The organism is Paraburkholderia sp. EG286A (genome assembly GCF_040965375.1).
Lineage (GTDB): Bacteria > Pseudomonadota > Gammaproteobacteria > Burkholderiales > Burkholderiaceae > Paraburkholderia.
This window is the reverse complement of the sequence record NZ_JBFRCB010000001.1, coordinates 937,658-958,594: the sequence shown is the minus strand read 5'-3', so window position 1 is coordinate 958,594 and position 20,937 is coordinate 937,658. Positions and strand designations below refer to the sequence as shown.

General features: G+C 60.8%; 17 protein-coding genes. 13 read left to right on the top strand and 4 right to left on the bottom strand.

Going from position 1 to position 20,937, the window contains the following annotated elements; all coding sequences use genetic code 11:
• Window positions 1–8 precede the first annotated feature (8 nt).
• Window positions 9–1,232, top strand: coding sequence for a YbfB/YjiJ family MFS transporter (locus AB4Y35_RS04270; RefSeq protein WP_368703443.1), 1,224 nt, complete (start codon window positions 9–11; stop codon window positions 1,230–1,232).
• A 20-nt stretch (window positions 1,233–1,252) separates the two neighbouring features.
• Here AB4Y35_RS04270 and AB4Y35_RS04265 read toward each other — a convergent pair whose 3' ends face one another.
• Entirely contained in the window at window positions 1,253–1,765 is a 513-nt protein-coding gene (locus AB4Y35_RS04265; RefSeq protein WP_368703442.1) for a winged helix-turn-helix transcriptional regulator, read from the bottom strand.
• Window positions 1,766–2,017: 252 nt separating this feature from the next.
• Between AB4Y35_RS04265 and AB4Y35_RS04260 the strand changes: the two genes are divergently transcribed.
• From AB4Y35_RS04260 to AB4Y35_RS04250, 3 genes are all read left to right on the top strand, one after another.
• Window positions 2,018–2,641 carry an isochorismatase family cysteine hydrolase gene (locus AB4Y35_RS04260; RefSeq protein WP_368703441.1) on the top strand — a complete coding sequence of 208 codons (624 nt, stop codon included), beginning with the start codon at window positions 2,018–2,020 and terminating at the stop codon, window positions 2,639–2,641.
• 66 nt (window positions 2,642–2,707) lie between these two features.
• Window positions 2,708–3,334, top strand: coding sequence for a glutathione S-transferase family protein (locus tag AB4Y35_RS04255; RefSeq protein WP_368703440.1), 627 nt, complete (start codon window positions 2,708–2,710; stop codon window positions 3,332–3,334).
• Window positions 3,335–3,338: 4 nt separating this feature from the next.
• A complete protein-coding gene (locus AB4Y35_RS04250) occupies window positions 3,339–3,974 on the top strand; it encodes a glutathione S-transferase family protein (RefSeq protein ID WP_368703439.1) in 636 nt (211 codons plus the stop codon).
• Window positions 3,975–4,039: 65 nt separating this feature from the next.
• On the opposite strand, the gene AB4Y35_RS04245 is transcribed toward AB4Y35_RS04250, so the two are convergent.
• Complete coding sequence (locus AB4Y35_RS04245; RefSeq protein ID WP_368703438.1) at window positions 4,040–4,957, bottom strand: LysR family transcriptional regulator; 918 nt, start codon at window positions 4,955–4,957, stop codon at window positions 4,040–4,042.
• A gap of 95 nt (window positions 4,958–5,052) precedes the next feature.
• Here AB4Y35_RS04245 and glaH point away from each other — a divergent pair, with 95 nt between their 5' ends.
• The 5 genes from glaH to AB4Y35_RS04220 all read left to right on the top strand — a co-directional run bounded on the left by glaH (window position 5,053) and on the right by AB4Y35_RS04220 (window position 10,951).
• Window positions 5,053–5,985, top strand: coding sequence for a glutarate dioxygenase GlaH (gene glaH, locus AB4Y35_RS04240; RefSeq protein ID WP_368703437.1), 933 nt, complete (start codon window positions 5,053–5,055; stop codon window positions 5,983–5,985).
• Between the two features lie 85 nt (window positions 5,986–6,070).
• Complete coding sequence (locus AB4Y35_RS04235; RefSeq protein WP_368703436.1) at window positions 6,071–7,309, top strand: alpha-hydroxy acid oxidase; 1,239 nt, start codon at window positions 6,071–6,073, stop codon at window positions 7,307–7,309.
• Between the two features lie 80 nt (window positions 7,310–7,389).
• On the top strand, window positions 7,390–9,402 hold the full coding sequence (locus AB4Y35_RS04230; protein WP_368703435.1) for an FUSC family protein: 2,013 nt from the start codon (window positions 7,390–7,392) through the stop codon (window positions 9,400–9,402).
• 57 nt (window positions 9,403–9,459) lie between these two features.
• Entirely contained in the window at window positions 9,460–10,419 is a 960-nt protein-coding gene (locus AB4Y35_RS04225; protein ID WP_368703434.1) for a LysR family transcriptional regulator, read from the top strand.
• Window positions 10,420–10,504: 85 nt separating this feature from the next.
• Window positions 10,505–10,951 (top strand): MaoC family dehydratase, encoded by a 447-nt coding sequence (locus AB4Y35_RS04220; RefSeq protein WP_368703433.1) that lies wholly within the window; start codon window positions 10,505–10,507, stop codon window positions 10,949–10,951.
• A 372-nt stretch (window positions 10,952–11,323) separates the two neighbouring features.
• Here AB4Y35_RS04220 and AB4Y35_RS04215 read toward each other — a convergent pair whose 3' ends face one another.
• Window positions 11,324–13,132, bottom strand: a complete 1,809-nt coding sequence (locus tag AB4Y35_RS04215) for a diguanylate cyclase (RefSeq protein WP_368703432.1) — start codon at window positions 13,130–13,132, stop codon at window positions 11,324–11,326.
• Window positions 13,133–13,911: 779 nt separating this feature from the next.
• Between AB4Y35_RS04215 and AB4Y35_RS04210 the strand changes: the two genes are divergently transcribed.
• Complete coding sequence (locus tag AB4Y35_RS04210; protein ID WP_368703431.1) at window positions 13,912–14,676, top strand: TerC family protein; 765 nt, start codon at window positions 13,912–13,914, stop codon at window positions 14,674–14,676.
• 326 nt (window positions 14,677–15,002) lie between these two features.
• Window positions 15,003–15,806, top strand: a complete 804-nt coding sequence (locus tag AB4Y35_RS04205; protein ID WP_368703430.1) for a hypothetical protein — start codon at window positions 15,003–15,005, stop codon at window positions 15,804–15,806.
• 1,285 nt (window positions 15,807–17,091) lie between these two features.
• Here the strand turns inward: AB4Y35_RS04205 and AB4Y35_RS04200 are convergent.
• On the bottom strand, window positions 17,092–17,763 hold the full coding sequence (locus AB4Y35_RS04200) for a hypothetical protein (protein WP_368703429.1): 672 nt from the start codon (window positions 17,761–17,763) through the stop codon (window positions 17,092–17,094).
• A 676-nt stretch (window positions 17,764–18,439) separates the two neighbouring features.
• Between AB4Y35_RS04200 and AB4Y35_RS04195 the strand changes: the two genes are divergently transcribed.
• Complete coding sequence (locus AB4Y35_RS04195; protein WP_368703428.1) at window positions 18,440–18,691, top strand: DUF4148 domain-containing protein; 252 nt, start codon at window positions 18,440–18,442, stop codon at window positions 18,689–18,691.
• Between the two features lie 1,109 nt (window positions 18,692–19,800).
• Entirely contained in the window at window positions 19,801–20,724 is a 924-nt protein-coding gene (locus AB4Y35_RS04190; protein WP_368703427.1) for a transporter, read from the top strand.
• Window positions 20,725–20,937: the final 213 nt, after the last annotated feature.

The following is a 20,937-nucleotide window of genomic DNA, read 5'->3' as shown; positions in this document are numbered from 1 at the left end:
AGTTCATCGTGTCTGCCGTTCCTTCCTCGCCCCAGCGGCGCGAACCCTCGTCGCTCGATGCCCGCGCGCTCTTCGCAGCGTTCGCCGGGCTTTGCGGCAGTCTGGTCGCCATCGGTCTCGCGCGCTTCGCCTACACGCCGCTCATTCCCTCGATGATCCAGGCGCACTGGTTCTCTTCCTCGCAGACCGTCACGCTCGGCGCGGCAAATTTCGCCGGCTATCTGATGGGTGCGATGGCAGGACGGCCGCTCGCTGCGAAGCTGTCGAACCGGGCCGCCTTGCGACTCCTGATGGCCGCGGTGACGATCGCGTTCTTCGCGTGCGCGTGGCCCGTCTCTGTCGCGTGGTTCTTCTTCTGGCGTCTGCTGTCGGGCTTTTCCGGTGGCGCGATCATGGTACTCGTCGCGACGTCGATCCTCCCGCACATTCCTGCGCCCCGCCGCGGCTTCGCGAGCGGGATGATCTTTCTCGGGCTGGGCCTCGGCGTTGCGGCATCGGGCACATTGATCCCGCAACTCCTGGCGGCCGGCCTGCGCGACACGTGGCTCGGCCTCGGCATGCTCTCGTTCTCGCTCACGGCCTTGAGCTGGTTCGGCTGGCCGGCGACGAATGCGCCCGCTGCGCAGGCCGGCTCAGCGCACAAGGCTGAGTCCGGCGGCCTTGCGCTGCGCGTGCTCTACGCACAATACGCCGCGAACGCGCTCGGCCTCGTGCCTGTGATTGTGCTGCTCGTGGACTACGTGGCGCGCGGCCTCGGGCGCGGCGCGGCAGTGGGCGCCGACTACTGGGTGCTATATGGTCTCGCCGCCATCGCGGGGCCCATGATCTGCAGCAATCTGGCCAGCCGCATCGGCTTTCGGGCAGCCTGGCGCGCCGGCCTTGTGCTACAGGCGACCGCGATCGTGGTACTGGCGAAGACAGGAAATCCCTATGTTCTCGCAGGCGCCACAGTCATCCTCGGCGTGTTCACGCCCGGCATCGTGCCGCTCGTGCTCGGACGCATCAACGAGTTGCTACCGAACAATTTCCTGGAACAGCGCGCAGCGTGGAGCCGTGCAACCACGGCTTTTGCCCTCTTCCAGGCACTCGGCGGCTATGGAGACTCGTATCTGTTTTCTCGCCTTCACAACGACTACACGCTCGTATTCCTGTGCGGCGCGGGCGCTCTCGCGCTAGCCTTCGTCGCGGACTTCCTGGTGAACGCGCGACGCACGGAACAGACCGGACGATAGCCCGCTGCGCGCTGACCGAACTATTCGGATCTGGCTTTCGCGGCCCGATATGTCTCGCGCCTTTTCTCGCGCTCTTTCGCAAACGGAGCACTCAAGGTTGCATCGAGGTCGCGACGCTCCACGTATTCGCCGCACGACGGGCAGATATAGTCGAGGCCAACCTCGTGCCCGCACACACGATGCGTAAAATGCACAGCGACTTCCTCGCCTTTGCTCTTGCACCAGGTCTCGCCCCAGGTGCGTAGCGCCTGGATCACCGGATAGTACGCCCGGCCCTTCTCCGTGAGACGGTACTCGTAGCGCAACGGCCTTTCCTGATACGGATGGCGCTCGACCATCCTGTCCGCCTCGAGTGACTTCAGCCGCGTCGCCAGCATCTGGGGCGTCGCCTCCGTCTGAATCTGGATTTCCTCGAATCGGGTCGCGCCCATGTACAACTCGCGCAGCACAAGCGTCGTCCATTTGTCACCGACAACTTCGGTCGATCGCGCCACCGGGCACACCGTGGCTACCCCCTTCTCTCTGCGCTTCATTTTGCCTCCATCGTAACTTCGGTTTTCATAGTATCACGGATTGCGTCACGGCAATGACATCTGCATCCGTGACGAATCCTGCACTTGATACCCGCGCAGTGGGTATGGTGTTTACGTTCCAGTTGCAACTATGAAATTCATATATATACTCAGTTCGTGAGGCAACGAAGTGCTCGACGTCGTGCAGAAGTTTCGCGCAACGGGTGTCGGCTGTGTCGTGTCCCATCCCGCATCGCTTTTCCGGAGAACATCATGTCGGACCCCGTCTATCACGTCGAACACACTGGCCTTTTGCTGGTTGACCCGTACAACGACTTCCTGTCACATGGCGGCAAGATCTTTCCGATGATCGAGGCAGTCGCCAACGACGTTCGGCTCCTCGACAATTTGCGCGCAACGGTCGGCGCAGCACGCAAGGCTGGTATCCAGGTGTTCTACGTGCCGCATCGCCGCTGGCAGCCTGGCGATTACGAAGACTGGGACCATCCGAACCCGACGCAACGGCTCGTGCAAAAGCGCCAGACCTTCGCAAAGGGGACGTGGGGCGGTGAATGGCACCCCGATTTCGTTCCCCAGGAAAACGACATAGTGATCCACGAGCATTGGGCGCAAAGCGGCTTCGCCAACACGGACCTCGATTTCCAGCTCAAGCAGCACAAGATTTCGCATGTCATTGCCGTCGGCCTGCTCGCGAACACCTGCATCGAATCCACCGCGCGATTCGCGATGGAACTCGGCTATCACGTGACACTCGTGCGCGACGCGACCGCCGCCTTCTCGCCGGAACTGATGCGAGCCGCCCACGAACTGAACGGACCCACGTTTGCCCATTCGATCGTGACGACGGCCGAATTGGTGGCAGCATTGCCAGCGTAAGCGTTATGCCGACGACGGAGTGAAGCGGTCAATCCACTAATAACAAAACACTAGAAGGACTCACGCATGATTACCATCTGGGGACGTGCCAATTCGGTCAACGTCCAGAAGGTCTTGTGGCTTTGCGAAGAGATCTCCCTACGCTATAACCGGATAGACGCCGGTCTGCAGTTCGGACACAACACCGAACCTGACTACCTCGCGATGAATCCGATGGGCAAAGTCCCCACCCTCGTCGACGGCGATTTCGTGCTTTGGGAGTCGAACTCGATCCTGCGCTATATCATGATGCAGTACGGCGGACCCAGCGCACTTTATCCTGCCGATGCAAGGGCGCGGGCCAGCATCGACCGCTGGCTCGACTGGTCGCTGTCGACCTTGCAGCCAGCCGAGCGGCCCGTGTTCTGGGCCATCGTGCGCACACCGGAAGCCGGGCGGGACATCGAGAAAATCGCCGCCGACGTCGTCAAGGTCGCGGAAGTCTGGAAAGTGCTCGACGCACAGTTGAAGGATCGCGACTTCATCGAAGGCGAGTCGTTCACGATTGCGGATATCGTGCTCGGTGCGTTCGCGAAGCGATGGTTTGGATTACCGGGCATAGAACGTGCTCGAATGCCCAATCTCGAACGCTGGTACGCGTCGCTCGCCACGCGTCCGGGTTTCAACAAGCATGTCGATGTCGAATTGAGCTGAATCCATGAAGACCGAACCGATCACGCTCTATGCATGGAACACGCCTAATGGCCGCAAGGCCAGCGTCGCGCTCGAGGAAATGGCGTTGCCGTACGTCGTTCAGCCTGTGAATATCGGCAACCGCGAGCAGTTCGAGGCGTCATTTCTATCCATCAGCCCGAACAACAAGATTCCGGCCATCGTCGATCCAGACGGCCCCGACGGTCAGCCCATCAGCGTGTTCGAGTCGGGCGCGATCCTGCTCTATCTGGGAGAAAAGACTGGCCGCTTTCTCCCACGCGGTCTACGCGAGCGGGTGCCCGTGATCGAATGGCTGATGTGGCAGATGGGCGGATTCGGGCCCATGCCCGGACAGGTCCATCACTTCGCCGCTCTCACTTCAGAAAACGATAGACGCTACGGGCTCAAGCGCTTCTCAGACGAAACACGACGGCTTTATTCGGTACTGAACAAAAGGCTCGCCGGCCATGAATACGTGGCCGGCGAGCTTTCGATCGCCGATTTTGCCATCATTGGCTGGGCGTGGCGGCACGAGCGTCACAAGGTCGATCTTGCGGACTACCCGAACGTGAAGCGATGGTACGAGACCATGTTCGAGCGCCCCGCGGTACGACGCGGCTTCGAGGTCAAGCTTGACTAGAATAATTACATAGCCATCCTGATTGACTCTCCATGGATCGTCACTGAAAGACCCGCGCATTCAATTCAAGCTGGGTCGGCTGGTGCGCGGCCGGTGAACAGCGCGAGGGATTCCTTCACGAATGCGCGAACGGCGGGAGAAAGCTCCCGCCGCCTGCTGGCCATCGCGAGATGACACGGATACTCGAAATCCGCGATCGGCCGATAGCAGATTCCCGGCTGTGTGAAGTTGCGCATCGATTCCGGGACGACGACCACGCCGTAACCGGCCGATGCGAGACTGATCGCGGCGATGAAGTCATGAACGCGATGTTCCAGAAAAGGAACGAAGCCTCCCGCTGCACCCAGCGCGGTAAGCACCTCGCTGAATCCCCCGTCGTCGTCGAAGTGGGGAGAAATAAAACGCTGATCTTTTAGATCGCTGACCGACACGTGGCCGCGTGCCGCCAATGAATGGTCTTCGGCCATCGCAACCAAAAGGCATTCGGTCTGCACGATCGTGGCCACGATCCCTGCCGGATGCTGGCGCCAGGGCCTCACGATACCCACATCGATCTCGCCGTCGACGAGCGCCTCGAACTGACGCGGCGTCTCCATGGCCACGACCTCGATGCGCACGTCGCCGTGCGTGATGCGAAACTGATGCAGCATCCTCGAGAGCACGCCGCTGCTCACGCCGGATGCGACCGATCCGATCCGCACCACACCGGCGAGGCCCCTGGCCGCCAGCCGGCCAACCTGATCCGCGCGTTCGATATGACGTAGCGCTGCAACCGCTTCGGCATGGAACAACCGCCCCGCATCGGTCAGCGTAACGGGCTGTCGCTTGTTCCGGTTCAGGAGACGAACGCCGATCTCCTGCTCGAGCCGTTGAATCTGGGCGCTGAGCGCCGATTGCGCGACATTCAGTCGATCCGCTGCCTTGGCAAAGTGCAGATCCTCCACCACAGCAACGAAGTATCGCAGTTGACGGGCGTCGATCATTTAATCTCCAGGAGCGAATAAACATTCGCGTATAGCGTCTGGATGATATCAAAGAAGAGGCATCAAATAGAGCCCTGAAACAACAGGAGGACAACATGGACGCACTGATCACCCACCCTGGTTCCATCACGCACCGGCAGCCGCTTTTCCGCTTGTCGGCGCATCCCACCCATCACCGCATCATGAACGTGACGGTCGACCCCAACGCGCTGGCCGGATTCCTGGCGGACGTACGGGATATCGACGTGCAGAATCTCGAGTATGTCCCGTTCATGCGCCATCACCTTGCCGATCTGCTGGTCGAGCGTCTCGGCGACGACTTTGCCGACATGCTCGTCGAACTCGTCAAGGACCGTCGGCACGGCGGTTTCACCATCGGCCTCCAGGACCTTTCGCAAGACCCTTCCGACTTCGTGAAGTTCGGTACGGCAATCGGCCATATCCTCGGCCCGAGCAATCACGATGCGATGTCGGGAACGTACTACGCCCGCTTCGTTGTGAAGCACACCGACAACAGCGACTCGTATCTTCGCCAGGCCTACCGGCTGTTCACGATGCACACCGACGGCACGTACGTGAGCGACGCAACGGACTGGCTGTTGATGATGAAATTCGCAGAGCAAAACGCCCTAGGCGGCGAATCGCGCTTTCTACACCTCGACGACTGGGAAGAGCGCGATCGCTTCGTCAATCACAAGCTCGGCACCACGCCGTTCTTCTACAAGGGATCCGGTTCCAAGAACGTCAGCGAGCAGATCGAGCGGCCGCTGTTCTTTCAAAGCGAATTCGGTCTGTCGATCTCGTTCATCGACCAGTTCGTTCAGCCGTCCAACCGCGAGGAAGCGGCATTTCTGCGCGCACTGTCCCGGTCGATGGAAGCATCGGCCGGCACGAAGGAAGTGTCTTTGCCGGTCGGCGGGCTGGTGGTGCTGAACAACTATTTCTACCTCCACGGCCGGGCGCCATTCCAGCCGAACGAATCGCTGTTCCGCGAGTTGATGCGCCAGCGCGGCTCGTTTGCGTATTGATGTCACCGGCTCTCAGGCGTTAGCGGGCCCACCGACCGCCGAGGGCCGACGCAGCGATTTCGATGTAACCCAGTGAGACGGTGAAATGAACGACTATGCAGAGCACGTGACTGTGCAGGAGACGACGCCCATCGGGCGAATCGAACAAACGGCTTACGGGGTCAAGCAACATCTCCCCCGGCAGCTGCGCCAGATCCTTTCACTTGCGGACTTCGAGGAGGCGGCACGGCGCGTTCTGCCGCGTCCGCTCTTCGGCTATATTGCCGGCGCGGCGGAGGACGGCATGTCGATCGCCGCAAATCGCGCCGCGTTCGAACGCTTGACGTTCCGCACGAGAGTGCTTGTCGACGTGTCTCGCAGGTCACAGCAGACAACGATCTTCAACCACACCTACTCGTCTCCGTTCGGAATCGCTCCGGTCGGAATCAGCGCCATTTCGGCATATCGAGGCGACATTGCGTTGGCCACGGCCGCGATGGATGAAAACATCCCGGCGATCATGAGCGGCTCCTCGCTCATTCCCATGGAGACGGTGCAGGCGGCAGCGCCGCGCACCTGGTTCCAGGCCTACCTCCCCGGCGACGCCGCGCGCCGCGACGCCCTGATCGAGCGCGTCAAGGCCGCCGGCTTCGCGACGCTCGTCCTCACCGTCGACATTCCCGTATGGGCGAACCGCGAAAACAACGTGCGGACGGGCTTCTCGCTACCGTTGCGTCCGTCGCTGCGACTCGCGATGGACGGAATTTCCCATCCGCGCTGGCTGCTAGGCACGTTCGCCCGGACGCTGATCAATCACGGCATGCCCCACTTCGAGAACTCGTTCGCGACACGCGGGGCGCCGATGCTGTCCGCTTCGGCTATACGCGACACCACCGGACGCGATCATCTGTCATGGTCGGACATCGCAGGCATTCGTCAACGTTGGAGCGGCAACCTGGTCATCAAAGGCATCCTCCACGCGGATGACGCGCGCCGCGCAGTCGCGATCGGCGCGGACGGGATCATCGTGTCGAACCACGGAGGGCGCCAACTGGACGGGGCAGTCGAACCGCTATCCGTGTTGCCGCAGATTTGCGAAGCGGTTGGATACAAGACCGTCGTCATGATGGACAGCGGAATCCGGCGAGGGGGCGATGTTCTGAAGGCGCTGGCGCTCGGTGCGCAGTTCGTATTCGCCGGGCGCCCGTTCATGTACGCCGCCGCGGTAGGCGGCGCACCGGGTGTTCGACATGCGATCGGCCTGCTCAGGGACGAAGTCGACCGGAACATGGCGATGCTCGGCACGGTAGCGATTCGCGAGATCGATCGCGCAATACTGGCCTGAACGGCGCGTTCCGACCGAATGACGTGCGGCCCGGCTGGGGTACGAAAATCGGTCACCAATCAATTAGGACCCCGGATCTCGTGGACTTCAAGAAACTTCCCCCTCTGCCCATCCCGGGCGTTACATGGGAGGGGCTGGCGTACGCCGGCCGGACCGCAGGCGCATCGCTGATCGCGCTGTACATCGCGTTCTGCATGAACCTCGACGACCCGAAATGGGCTGCAATCACCGTGTGGGTCGTCGCCCAGAATAGCCGCGGCATGAGCGTATCGAAGAGCCAGTACCGGATCCTCGGTACTGCGCTGGGTGCAGTCGCCGCACTCGTGCTCGTCGCCCTGTTTGCGCAGACGCCAGAATTGTTCCTGTTGGGGCTCGCCGGCTGGATCGGACTGTGCACCGGGTTGGCGACGGCACTGCGGAATTTTCGCGCATATGCGGCGGTACTGGCAGGCTATACGGCAGCGATCATCGGGCTGGATGCCGCTTCCGCGCCCCTTCACGCATTCGACATCGCGCTCGCGCGCTTTGTCTATGTTGTCGTCGGCATTCTGGTCGAAGCCACCCTCACTGCGATCCTCGCCCCTGGGGCGCCTTTACGAGAGGTGCGCAAACAATTTCATGGTTACCTGGACAAGGCTTCGCAGGTCGGCGCACGCGCGCTTCGCCGCGAGACGGATGAAGTCGCCCTGCACAAGCTGTTTGCAGCCGCCCTCGAACTGGACACTGCGGCCGAATATGCTGCCGCTGCATCCGCGGAGGTCCGCCTCGCCATTGGACATCTGCGCGGCGCAATCGTCGCAGTCCTCACACAGCTGAGCGCAATCCACGCACTGCGAGCGCAACTGACTCGCTACCCCGATCTTCAGATCGACGTTGTCGATGAGACGGCAACCCTGCTGGCAGGCGATCACACCGCTGCCTCCACTGCCACGGCCAGAATCGCGTCTCTGAAGTCAAGAATCAGGCACGCTCTTACTTTGGAGGCATCCGGCCAGCGCGGTTCGCAGAGTGGCAGGCTGGTCGTTCTTGACCGGCTAACCTTGCTTCTCACAGCATGGGAGCAGGTTATCGCACGCAAATCCTGTCTGGATCAGGTGAATCCTCCGCGAACGCCCGTGAAATTTGCCTTCCACCTCGACCTCGTGCTGGCCTGGCACAACGGCATGCGTGCGTTCTTCGCCGTGGTCGCCGCGTCGATGTTCTGGTTATGTAGCGCGTGGCCGTCGGGAGCGGGCTTCGTGGCCACGGTTGGGGTGGTAAGCGCGCTCTTCGCCACGCGTCCCAACTCCATAACCGCCGCGATGGGATGGTTCAAGGGCGCATTCTTCGCGGCACTGGTAGGCATCCTCTGTAATTTCGTTTTGTTACCGGCAGTGACGGACTTCGTTCCGCTGGCGTGTATTGCTGGTTTCTTCATGATCGGCGCCGGTCTTGCCATGCGCAATCCACGAACGGCATCGATTGGCAGCGGATTCGCGCTGTTTCTCTGGAACTTCACGTCACCCAGCAACGTGGCGCGCATCAACGATGCCGCGTTTCTGAACGATGCCCTGTCCACCCTGCTGGCCATCGCGTGGGCCACGCTCGCGTTTTCGGTGGTGTTTCCGGCAGACCGTGCGTCGAGTATCGCGCGGCTGCAACGCGCGGTCCGGCGTGATCTCTCCGACCTGGCGAGCAACCCGCAACAATGGCGGCGAGATGCCTGGCTTAGCTGCACAGCCGACCGACTCGGCCGCCGTTTCGCCTCGGAAGCCTCCGGCTTCAAGCCGGGATCAGGTGCGCCAACCGGCCTGCGCGAACTCCTCGCGGCGTGGACGATAGGCGACAGCCTGCTCGCGCTGCAAATGGGTACGTCGTCCCATCCAGGCTTGCGGCGCGCGATGACAGTCATTCGGGGAAGGCTGCGCAAGCTCGATTTCGCGCGCCTCGCAACGGCTTGCGACACACTCGCAGTCCGATTGCTGCGGCAGGCCTCAGTCCCTGCCGATCGGGCCGCACACGAGCTTCTGGATGGCGCGGCACTTGTGCAGACGATCGCTGTTTCGGCAAAAGAGTATATGGACGCATCGCGCGAGCACGCCAATCCGGCATGAGTGGCGTTGCCGCCACCCATCCCGCCCTGCGCCATGCGGCGGAAAAAAGGAAATACGATGGACACGTTAAGCAACATGAGGATGTTTGTGCGCGTCGTTGAGGCTGGCAGCTTCACCGCGGCAGCCAACTCCGTGGATAAATCGACCGGTCAGGTTTCGCGGGCCGTCACGGAACTGGAGGCGCATCTGCAGACGCGCCTGCTGAACCGTTCGACTCGCCACGTCGGCGTAACGGACGCAGGTCAGCGTTACCTGCGGCATTGCTACCGGATTCTGGCTTTTGTGGATCAGGCGGAGGCAGAGGCGTCGAATGCGCACTTGCAGCCGTCGGGGCGCCTGCGCGTACATGCCACCGCCAGTTTCGGTCAGCACTATGTGATGCCTGCAGTCCTGCGGTATCAGGAGCTGTTTCCACAGGTCTCCGTCGAATTGACGCTTTCACAGCACGTTCCCGACCTGATCGAAGAAGGCTACGACGTGTCGGTTCAACTGGGCGCGATTGAGTTGCCGGACTCCGGTCTCGTGTCTGTCCCGGTCGCGAAGACCTGTAACATTCTGTGCGCGTCGCCTTCGTACCTCGCCCGGCATGGCATCCCTTCCACGGTAGCCGACCTCGCCGCTCACACCTGCATGCGCACCAGTAGTCCGGTATTCCCGCAAAGCCGGTGGAATCTGGATGGTCCTCATGGCACGGAAACCTTTGAGCTTCCTCCGTCGCCCTTTCAGGTCAACGTGGCGGAAGCCATGGCGCTCGCACTACGCGACGGCCGAGGCATTGGCGCGCTGCCGCTATGGACTGCGATGCCGTGGCTGCGCAACGGCACGCTGCTACGTGTACTGCCGACACATCGCATGAATGAGACTCACATCCGCGTTCTATACGTGTCTCGCGAGTATCTGGATGCCAAGATCAGAAGCTGGGTGGATTTTCTGAGAGACTTCATTCCACAAACGCTCGATGACGGCGATAACGTGCCACCCGCGACCGTGCTTACTGACGCAGATCTGACGATGTAACGCAGATTACGCCAGCATTGACGCACACGATGCCGCGAGCCAACAACGAGCGGACCGTCCGGGACCAATTGCAAGGAGACGTCACATGGGAGCAGAGCCGATTTATCTGGAAGACCTCACGCCGGGCGCGATATACACGAGTTCGGAGCACAGGCTCGACGCCGAGCAGATACGCACTTTCGCAGAGCATTTCGATCCCCAGCCCTTCCATCTGGATGAGGAAGCCGCGCGCGAGACCTTCTTTGCAGGCCTTGCGGCTAGCGGCTGGCACACAGCGGCCATCACGATGAAGCTACTGGTGGAGAGCCTGCCGTTGGCGGGTGGAGTGATCGGCGCGGGAAGCGAGATCAGTTGGCCACGCCCAACCCGGCCCGGCGACGTCCTCCACGTCGTGAGCACGATCGTGGAGATTGCGCCATCCAGATCGAAGCAGGACCGAGGAATGGTGACGGTGCAGAGCGACACGGTGAACCAGCATGGCGAAGTGTGCCAGCGATCTGTTGCCCGCCTCCTCGCTTTCAGACGCAGTTGACGACGCGCGCCCGGACCAGACTTCGGCGGTCATCGTCGACTGGCCGATGCCGCTTGTTCGCTGGAACCGGCCGTCCTCCTGAGCTGATACCGTGAGACCGCAACGGGTCGGCTGCGGCCGCCCGCATCGGGCGCTAGCCGACCATGACGAGTCATTCACGCGCATACTCACTCAGACATTCGGGCGTCGGCTCCGCATCAGGAACCGACCATTCCGGGGACGCGATTACCGTCTGCATGCCTGACATTCGTCCATCTGCCCCCCGATCAGTCGCAACGCCGAAATACGCATAGTGTCGTCGGCATGATCACCTTTGCATTGACGTTCACTCGCAGTTGTTTTCTGTGAGGCTGCCCCCCGAAAATCCGCACGCTAGGTCGCGGCCGTCGGCTCGCGGAGGTCCGGCGGCGTTTCCGGCTCGACCCGGTTGCGGCCCGCTTCCTTGGCGCGGTACAGGGCCTGGTCGGCGCGCTCCAATGCAGCGCTCAAATCGTACTCATCCTCGTGAAATAGCGCGACCCCGATGCTCACGGTCACCGACAGGCTGCCGCCATCGGGCAGCACCACGGGACTCGTGGCGATGGCAAGACGGATACGCTCCGCGACCGCCATGGCTTGCTGGAGCATCGTGTTGGGCAGCAAGGCCGCGAATTCCTCTCCGCCCAGCCGGGCCGCCAGATCGCCATCGCGCATCGCGCCTCTGAGCAATCTGGCTGTCTGTACCAGCACGACATCGCCGGTAGCGTGGCCAAATTTGTCGTTGACCCGTTTGAAGAAGTCCAGGTCGAACGATAGCAAGGCGAGCGGGCTTTGTTGCTTGCGCGCCCGTGCGACTTCCAGTTCGGCCGCCATCGAGAACGAGCGGCGGTTCGCCAGTCCGGTAAGCGGGTCAGTCGTCGCCTCGCTTTGCAACTGTTTCTGCTGGACGTACTGCTCGGTTACGTCAACGAGGGTAAAGAGCCAGCACGGGTCTGCTTGACCGGTCAGGCCGCTGACTTCCGAGCAGGTGACCAGCATATAGGCGACGCCGCTGCGCGTGACCATGCTCACGGTCTGCCGGGCCCCCGCATACATCAGCGCGGCGCAATCCTCCTCGTTGCTGAACAGGCGGCTTACCGGGCTGCCCGGTCCAGCCACCGCGCCGAACAGCTTCAGGAGTGCATCGTTACCTCGCGTGATGCGCTGATCGCCCTGTTTGACGAGAACAAACGGCATGGGCAAATCCGCAAGCAGTTGCTCGACGACTCCCCGGGATGCGGTGAGGTGCCGGACCGCTCCGACTAACCGCAACCTGGAGAGGAACATTGCAAGCCAGGACAGAACAAGAATCGAGCAGATGACGATATTGATTCCCGTGCTGACGTACCAGCCTTGCCGGTATTCGCGCACAGAATAACCGACTCGCAAGGTCCAGTGTTCGTCGGCTAGTGGCAAGGGAATGTCACGCTCCACCGTGAGCCGCCGCACACCGTCGAGTGAGGATTCCTCATAGTAGCTTCCCGGGCGGGGGCCGACGCCCACTCTCGAGGAAGCAGCCAGTGCCTTTCCAACGACAGCCGTTGGCATTTCCGGATAGCTGACCAGCAGTTGGCCAGACGCGTTCTGTAGCGTAACGAGCGGGTCCGCCTGGAGTTCCAGTTGTGACAGAGACTGGGTGACGCTCTTTACTGGTATGACGGCGATCATGAAGGCGCGTCTACGGTCCCGCGAGTCCACATGGGCCTTGCCCATTACCAGGGAATCGCCTCGCAGGGTAGTCGTGATGTCCAGCGCTACCGAAGGGTTGCGTCGTTCCCGTAACCTGTCGACCAGCCGCGTAATCGCCGGTGTGCTGTTACGCACGTCGGGATCTGACTCGGCCACATAATTCGCCTGTTCGTCGAGCACGAGCAGTTCGAGGCCGGGAAGCGATGTTTCATAGAGCTCCCGGATTTCCTGTAATTGCTCCGTGCGCGGGAGCGTGACCGTGCCGCTCCCGTTCGTTTCCGGCTCCATCGAAAGTTCCAGGACGCCGAAGAGTTGCTGGACATTCACCACCTGGTGATGGACGATGTCGCGCGTCAGATTGGCGAGGTTGCCGATACGGATGGCGGTTCGTTCCTCCAGGGCGTTGAAGTCATGGAGACTCTGCAGGAACTGGCCAGCCAGGGCCAGAACGGTGAAGATGGTTACGAGCAGCAAGCCCCAATTCCGGAAGGCGAGATTGAGCCGATGAACGGCTTGTGAGACTGCCATGGACGTAGAGTCGGAGTGCATGGTCGAGCACCGTTCGAAAACAGCGGCCAGGAGGGCGTCGTCCCTTGTTCGGAGTGCTTTGGTGGGTGCGTGTTTTGTCGCAGCGTAGCACTGCAAGGGACGCGTGCCATGGGACTTTGGTCGTATGCGACCGCGATTCGCATCAACGCAACTTGCCCTATACACCCGTGCGCGCACCAGTTCGACGATAGCTCCTGGACTGCGCGCAACAAACATCTGGCCGGCATTCGAGTTTGATCCCGTAGGCGCGACCTGTCTGCTCCTGCTCGCGAGTCCCATGGACTTCCCTGGATGCCCCTGCGCGGATCGCTTAAACATAAAACAAACGCCGTGGTCCGTCGCATCGTTCAAGTTGCGACGCCCTCACTCTCTACGACTCGTGAGCCGGTTTAATGAATTGCGAATGCTCCAGATAGGGCGCAGAGATCCCCGGCAGGTTATAACAACGCTCGGCTGGACCGGGCATCGGACCTTGGTCCCACGCCTTCGAGTGTCGACAAATGACTTGCACGATCGCGTTCGACGAATCCCGTCTCCGCCGCGCAGACATTCAGCACCACCCTGCGCGGCCGTTTCATATCAGACCAAGGTCCGATATCGCCCGCAAGGCTGGCGATCTAGCCTGTGTAGCGCAGATTGATTGTCACTCGCTTGCACGTGCTGTGGAACCAACTCAAAGGCTAGCTCAGAGAGAACCGTAGATCGTGGACTCCCTTGTCGCTCTCGCACGCGATCCCGCTGCATGGGCCGCCCTCGTGACGCTCATCGTCATGGAGATCGTGCTGGGAATCGATAACCTGATATTCATTTCCATCCTCAGCAACAAGCTTCCCGAAGCAAAACGCGCACGCACGCAGCGCATCGGCATCGGTCTCGCCCTCATCATGCGTTTGGCGCTGCTGTCAACCGTCGCGTGGATTGCACGACTGAGCGAACCAGCGTTCGGCATCGCCGGCCATCCATTTTCATGGAGGGATATCATCCTGCTCGGTGGCGGCGCGTTTCTCGTCTGGAAGGCGACACGGGAAATCCATCAGCACGTCGCAGGCGACGATGTAGACGAGATGTCTCCCGCCGACGCTGTCAGTATCACGGTGCGCGCAGCAATCCTGCAGATATTGATGCTCGACATTGTGTTTTCGGTCGATAGCATCATCACCGCCATCGGAATGACCTCACATGTCGCCATCATGTACGTGGCGGTCATCTTCGCCGTCGCCGCAATGCTATTTGCCGCGGGGCCACTTTCCCGATTCATTGAGCGCAACCCGACCATCGTGATGCTGGCATTGAGCTTCCTGCTCGTCATCGGTATGACGCTGATTGCAGAAGGCTTTGGGTCGCACGTGCCCAAGGGATACATCTACGCCGCGATGGCCTTCTCGGCGTTCGTTGAAGGCATGAACATGCTTGCGAGACGCGTAAAGGTCAGGAAGATGCAGGGGCAAACGTCCAGGGTTGCCAGGTAACCCGCGAGGGTTCCCTTCAGAAAAATGTAGCGTGGCAAAAACCAGTTCTCAGTGTGAGGCTCGCAGCGGGTTTCCCGAACGGGAGTGTCCCCGAGGTATGTGGACGCACCGATGGGAAGGAATCGCGTAGTCCCTCAAAGCCACTACTGTCCTGATACACGGTGCCCCTGATCGCCTACGATGATTGACAAGCTCACACGGGCGTCCTCCAGTCAAACGCCAGACTTTCACCGCAGCGCACGACCATGATTTGCAGCGGGCCGTCCAAGCAACATTATGAAACGGGTAATTCACCTGCGCGAACGACGAATCAGATGAGGCGCACCGTGTATCCTCTTTCCTCCGCCCTGATGGTCCTGGCGCTGCTGCTGCTGGGTGCGTTGATCGGCGTCGTTGTCCGGCCGCTCCTGCCCGAGGAACATAAGGCCCACCAGACGGTTCAGCTCGTGCATCTCGTCGATGGCATGCTCGTCACGTTTGCAGCACTTGTGCTCGGATTGATGACCGCTTCGGCCAAAAGCACCTTCGACAATGCATCCGACGACTTCCGTGCCCTCGCCTCGGACATCATCCAGTTCGACAACACGGCACGCGAATACGGTGCGGACGCCGTTCCTGTGCGCAAGCTGATGCGGGCCTATCTGGCAGCTGCGATCGCCAGCACCTGGCGAAACGAGGCGCCACCGCCTGGCGACTACTATCCGCGGAACCTGGCGCCGAAGGACGTGACCGAGAATCTCGACGATGTCCAGCTCGACACGATGCTGAACTCGGCGGGCATCGAGTGGCGCCGGCTGGTTGCCAGCGATCGCAATCATCGAGATCTGCTCAGTGTCGGCCAAGACCAGTTCTCGCGGATCATCCAGGCGCACTGGAAACTGATCCAGGAAGTCCACAGCTCAGTCTCGCTGCCGTTTTTCATGACTCTCGCTTTCTGGCTGTTTGTTATCTTTCTGAGCTTCGGGTTGATGGCGCCTCGCAACACGCTCGTGCTCATCACGATTTCACTCGGGGCAGTCTCGATTGCTTCTGTCGCGTACGTCATCGTCGACCTCGATACCCTCTTTCGCGGCATGATTGTCGTGTCTAGCCACCCGTTGCGTGACGCACTTGCCGCGTTGCTGCGCTAGCGTTTGCAACCCTGTAACGCAGGGTCTGCGAGCCGCCGTGGAGGTATCTAGAGCCAATGCTCGCTTACCGCGAAAATGCGGCGGATCGCCACAGCAGGACGCTCACGCCCCAGGCTATATTGCGGCGCACCACGATTGCACGATGTCTCGCCCGTCACCGGCGCGTAGATACCAGATCCAGTGGGCGTGCTGTGCATACCGGAGCGTCCGTTCCTCACTCTCGAGATGCACACTCTGTGTTTAATTGTGGAGTACGAAATGCGTGAAGAACGTGGCTATCTGCCGGTCGCAATCGTATCGCTTGCCGCGATCGCGTTGACGATGTTGCACGCGATGCCACTTTGAAAGCAAGCTGTTGGCATGGTGATAACCATCGGAAATTCAGTCGCAGGAAGGCACAGATGGAACTAGCGGGACCGGATGAAAGGCAAGCAGACGGCAGCAAATGCGGAAAGGCGGCGCCCCATGCAAAGGCGGGACACCGGCACAGAATGCGGGCGCTCTGGCGTGACCTGCGGTGGGCCATCGCCGCGTTCGCTGTCCTTTGCGCTTTGAACATCATGGCGTTCGCACTGCACTGGTAACGATCGTCAGCCATCGTGACCAGTCCGGTTGAAATTGCTACCCAGCAACTATTCTGCCGTCTGACTTACGGAATACATGATGCTCGATGCGCACGGCGCCAATGCGTCTCGGCCGCCGTTCCTTTACTGACGTCCATGGACGAGCGGATCAGGGAGTTCAAAGCCAGCGTTTGCGACGAGACTGACCAGTTCGGCCAGTGTCCTGGCCTCCATTTTCTGCATCATGCGCGCGCTGGGGAACTTGAGGAACTCCGTGCTCAGTGTGGGAGCAGACCGAATGTCCATTGCGCTCACCTTTATCGCTTTCATCGCCGTGCCCACCGCTGCTTAAGCTGTATTGAAGTCGATTGGCAGGTTGCCGCCGGCTCGCGTGCAGTTCGATTCCACCCGCGTCCGGCCACGCTCACGATCAAGCAGCAGCGTGACGCTTGTCAGATCCGCGTCCTCGGTAGATGTGCTGACGCTGCCAAGCGGCCAGGCCTCTATGCGAACAACCGCATCAGACAGCAAAACACCTTGCAGACATCTTGCTCGTCCATGACGAGCACGCAGGTGCAAGTATGTACATCGCGACAGGGACACGTCCCTCTTGACGCAACACGACACGTAGGAAGTTTGCTATCAGAAACTGGGCGGCCGCAGGATGGCAGAAACTTATTCAGACTTCTCCCGGGTGATGACTCTGGGCGCAGCACAATGCGTCATCCGTGGCGAACAAATGCATCCATGGCACGCAGCACCACTGGATCCACTTTCGGCCAACAGGAGGGCAAGCCGGCGGCAACTGCAGCGCCCCCCTCAGCCCGATCCGCAAGCGCGAAAATGCGTGCCGGGCGCCTACTTGGGCAACGCGGGGTGCGTCGTACGACACGCACCTCCCAACTGGCCAACATTTCCCGCAAGGCGCGCCGCACTTTGCGCTCCCCAGCGTCGAGTTGCTGTGCCATCTGCATCGCAGTCAGTTCCTTACCGTCGGCCAGCAGGCCAGAGATTGCCCCCGTCAGTGTTGCCAACTCGCTGCGCGTCACCGGAGCAGGAGGTCGTTGCCGGGGACAACCGGCCAGCGGACGAGACGACGTCGGCACGGCCCGTTCCGCCAGATGCGGATTGGCGTGCTTCGGGTTGCCATCCCCTGACTGAGCATCTCCATTCAGCGCGCCGCTCGTACGGGCGGCCTGGCAGCGCTGGTCGATATCAATACGGCAGAACGGGCTCGAAAATATCTGATGCAGGTGTGCGGCATCAAAGCACGCACAAAGCACCCGTTTGACCGCTTCGCAGTCGTCAAAGATACCGCTGCTCGCAAGCTCGAATGCCCTTTGTCGAATGATCTCCCGACATTCAATCGGGTTGATACCATCGCTTGCCTTCATCGCACCTCCCGCTGACCGCGAGCGCAGCGCTTTGCAGCCAGCATCCGGGCGCGCGTTGCCCCCGCGACGATCTGGTGGCGCTGAAACGGAAATGCGAAACGGACAGAAAGCGTTTTCAGGAACACGATCGATCCAATTTTCATTGCGCCACCAGGCAAATATCCAGGTTTCTTGATCAGGTTACGCACCCGTAGTCATAGGGGATATCGGACTTTCGTCCGATAGATCCGCTGAAGCCACGACACTACTTGCGGGAACGAAGCGTTGAGAATGGATCAATCCCACGGGTCGCTCCTAATGCCCCCCGTCGGACAGGCCACGCTGAAAACGCCAGGAAGGCACATGACCGTGTCAATGCACCATCTGAACTCCTGAAGCGGCTATCCGGCGCGCTTGATACCCACCCATCACGTAGATAGCGAATTGAGTCGTCTCGGTGACGACAAGGCGCGCGGGTTTCCTCAGTCGGAGTTCGGGCCCGGAAGGGACGGTCGATATGTATAACCGAATGTCCACGGTTTTCTACTGAAGAGTCATTCGCTACCGGTCGTCCGCAGCATACGGGCGCCAACGCCCAGGTTGCAGGGACCGAATCGAGTGTGCCGCCAGTGCGCCTCTGGGCATACGACGGCCCGACGCCTAAAATTAAGAAAGTATCTCGCTGGAGGCTCGAATCATGAGCACCTCGTCCCGCCTTGCCCTCGGTTTTCTCCTCGTCACATGCTCTGTGGCGCCCGCACTTGCCCAAGTCTCTTCGCAAACGAGTGATCCATCTGCCCCCAAAACGCGCGCCGAGGTGGTCGCTGAATTGAACGAATGGGTTGCCGCCGGGTATAACCCCGATGACTGGTACCGCTATCCTGAGAACGCGGAGGCGGCTGAGCAGATCGTCGCGCAACGGCACACTGGAGCATCGACTGCCCAGTAGTGACTGAACGGCTGCTCGGCCATTTGTCCATTTGCGTGGGGGCTCCCTGCAAGCTTCGTCCGGGGCACTACGCGGCACGCGCAACCGGAGAAGTTCAGCCCTTCGTCAGGGCAGCTCGGCGAAGAATTATGAGTCGGGCCATGGCTTTGGCTTCCTGACCGGTTATCGGGGGGTGTTGCTTGCATAGTCACGTCGTTGCTTCCGCTTGTCCGACTCCGCACGCCGAACGAGGTCAGTCAGGAGCCACCTGGCAACCACTTCGGGCCGGTCCATGCCAAACGACGCGGACTTGACTTCCCCTTCGTAGTAGACGATGACTGACCCGGTCATCACACGAAAGGTGCCGCTGTGCCTGGCGCCGTCGAAGAGGATTTCAAGGGGATTCAGTGATTCGTACGCTGGAGCACGCATGCCTCTTGCCCATTCGCTCCGTGTCGCCATATCAAACGCCCCCTAACGTGCGCCGATTCAATCGCGAAAATCCCGCGAGCCCACCAGGGGTGACTTTGTGAAACATCGTCTTCTCCACTGAAGTTGATCTACATCATTACAAAGTTGATAAATCAACTATATACGGAGACGTAAGCAATTTGTATGTGTCAGCGTGTCGCCAATGCCTGTTTAAATCGGGCTGCCCGTATGGTCGGGCAATCATGCCGAGCAGAGTGAGGCGTGTGTGGGCCGGTCCAGGCCCGTCGGCAACCACTCACGGTAAATCTCCCTTCAACTGGAAGGAGATCGTCGCAGGAATGCAGATCAGCGTCGCTGGCTGCCATGTGCCTTGGAATGAAGCTTCCTGAAAGCTGCTAGATTCGCACCAGTTCACGAATGTCTGCGAACATCCGTGAACCCGCGATGTTCGAACTACGGCGTCTGTTGAATATTGGCCTATAGTCCTGGACCGGAACTGCAGCGACGACACTCGGCGGCCAATCGTTGCTCAAGCCATCAGGATGGAACAAGGCGGTTGCGCACCGCCTCCCCAGGACAATCAGACCATCGTCCTATTCACCGCTGTGGGAGTCGCTGCTATCCTGGCTCGTGATCTCGCGGGCGCATGCAGGCACACCGCACGCCCCCCTCCTGCTGGCAAACCGGAATGCACCGCCATGAGCAGGCAATCCACTCTGTGGTTGCGTCTCTGTTGCTGTGCCGTCGTCCTGCCGTGGCTGGCAAACGCTCCCCACGCGCAGGAACTGGAGCCCCGCACCTATTCTCCTTCGCCGGTCGGCACGAACTTTCTCCTTCTGGGCTACGCGCACGTTAGCGGCGACGTACTCACCGATCCGTCCCTCCCCATCACGGGTGTGAGCGCACAGCTCAACAACCTCGTTCTCGGCTATGTGCGCACGTTCGCACTGGCAGGCCGCGCGGCGTCGATCGGCGTTGCGGTGCCATTCGTGAGCGGAGATCTGAGTGGGCTCGTCATTGGTGCTCCGACTGAAGTCCATCGCGCAGGTCTCGGCGATGTGCAGTTTCGCTTCGCGCTGAATCTGATCGGCACCCCTGCGCTTTCGCCCGAGGAGTTCGCCCGCGCACCGCCCGCCACCTCACTCGGGGCGAGCGTGACAATTCAGGCGCCCACAGGTCAGTACGTCCCCTCACGTCTCGTCAACGTCGGCAATAACCGCTGGGCATTCAAGCCGGAGTTCGGGATATCACAGCCGTGGGGGAACTGGTTCTTTGAGGCCTCAGCCGGTGTCTGGTTGTTCACGGACAACACGAACTTCTTCAACGACAAGAACAAAAGCCAGTCTCCTCTCGCGGTCGCCCAGCTGCATGGCGGATACAGCTTTCGGCCTGGGCTCTGGCTTGCCGTCGATCTCGGCTATGCGCTCGGTGGAGCAACTCAAGTGAATGGTGGATCAAGCAGCGCCCACCAGGCTAACGCGCGCGCAGGCGTCACGCTTGCTGTGCCACTCGGGCGTGGCTGGTCTGCCAAGCTCGCCTACTCACAAGGCTTTGTCGTGCGCGCTGGCGGCAATTACCGGATCGTTTCTGTCGCGATCCAATATCGGTGGTTCGATCATTGAGTCGGCGTCATTGGCAGCGCCCGCAGGCGCGCCCGACCATTTGCCGTCCCGGCTTTCAACGCTGCGTAAAGTCCGCAATCCGCTCAAACACGGACGTTCGTCTGGTGCAACGACGAACGTCCGCAACGGGATCCGACTTCAGCCACCCGCATCGCAAAGCAACCGGCCGTTCCAACCTTCAGTGAGCTCGCTCAATTTGCCAACGCCAGGCGG

Bases quoted from the DNA above. Each gene is read 5' to 3' on its own strand.
- AB4Y35_RS04265 (WP_368703442.1), bottom strand. From the start codon at position 1,765: ATGAAGCGCAGAGAGAAGGGGGTAGCCACGGTGTGCCCGGTGGCGCGA.
- AB4Y35_RS04260 (WP_368703441.1), top strand. From the start codon at position 2,018: ATGTCGGACCCCGTCTATCACGTCGAACACACTGGCCTTTTGCTGGTT.
- AB4Y35_RS04255 (WP_368703440.1), top strand. From the start codon at position 2,708: ATGATTACCATCTGGGGACGTGCCAATTCGGTCAACGTCCAGAAGGTC.
- AB4Y35_RS04250 (WP_368703439.1), top strand. From the start codon at position 3,339: ATGAAGACCGAACCGATCACGCTCTATGCATGGAACACGCCTAATGGC.
- AB4Y35_RS04245 (WP_368703438.1), bottom strand. From the start codon at position 4,957: ATGATCGACGCCCGTCAACTGCGATACTTCGTTGCTGTGGTGGAGGAT.
- glaH (WP_368703437.1), top strand. From the start codon at position 5,053: ATGGACGCACTGATCACCCACCCTGGTTCCATCACGCACCGGCAGCCG.
- AB4Y35_RS04235 (WP_368703436.1), top strand. From the start codon at position 6,071: ATGAACGACTATGCAGAGCACGTGACTGTGCAGGAGACGACGCCCATC.
- AB4Y35_RS04225 (WP_368703434.1), top strand. From the start codon at position 9,460: ATGGACACGTTAAGCAACATGAGGATGTTTGTGCGCGTCGTTGAGGCT.
- AB4Y35_RS04220 (WP_368703433.1), top strand. From the start codon at position 10,505: ATGGGAGCAGAGCCGATTTATCTGGAAGACCTCACGCCGGGCGCGATA.
- AB4Y35_RS04200 (WP_368703429.1), bottom strand. From the start codon at position 17,763: ATGAAGGCAAGCGATGGTATCAACCCGATTGAATGTCGGGAGATCATT.
- AB4Y35_RS04195 (WP_368703428.1), top strand. From the start codon at position 18,440: ATGAGCACCTCGTCCCGCCTTGCCCTCGGTTTTCTCCTCGTCACATGC.
- AB4Y35_RS04190 (WP_368703427.1), top strand. From the start codon at position 19,801: ATGAGCAGGCAATCCACTCTGTGGTTGCGTCTCTGTTGCTGTGCCGTC.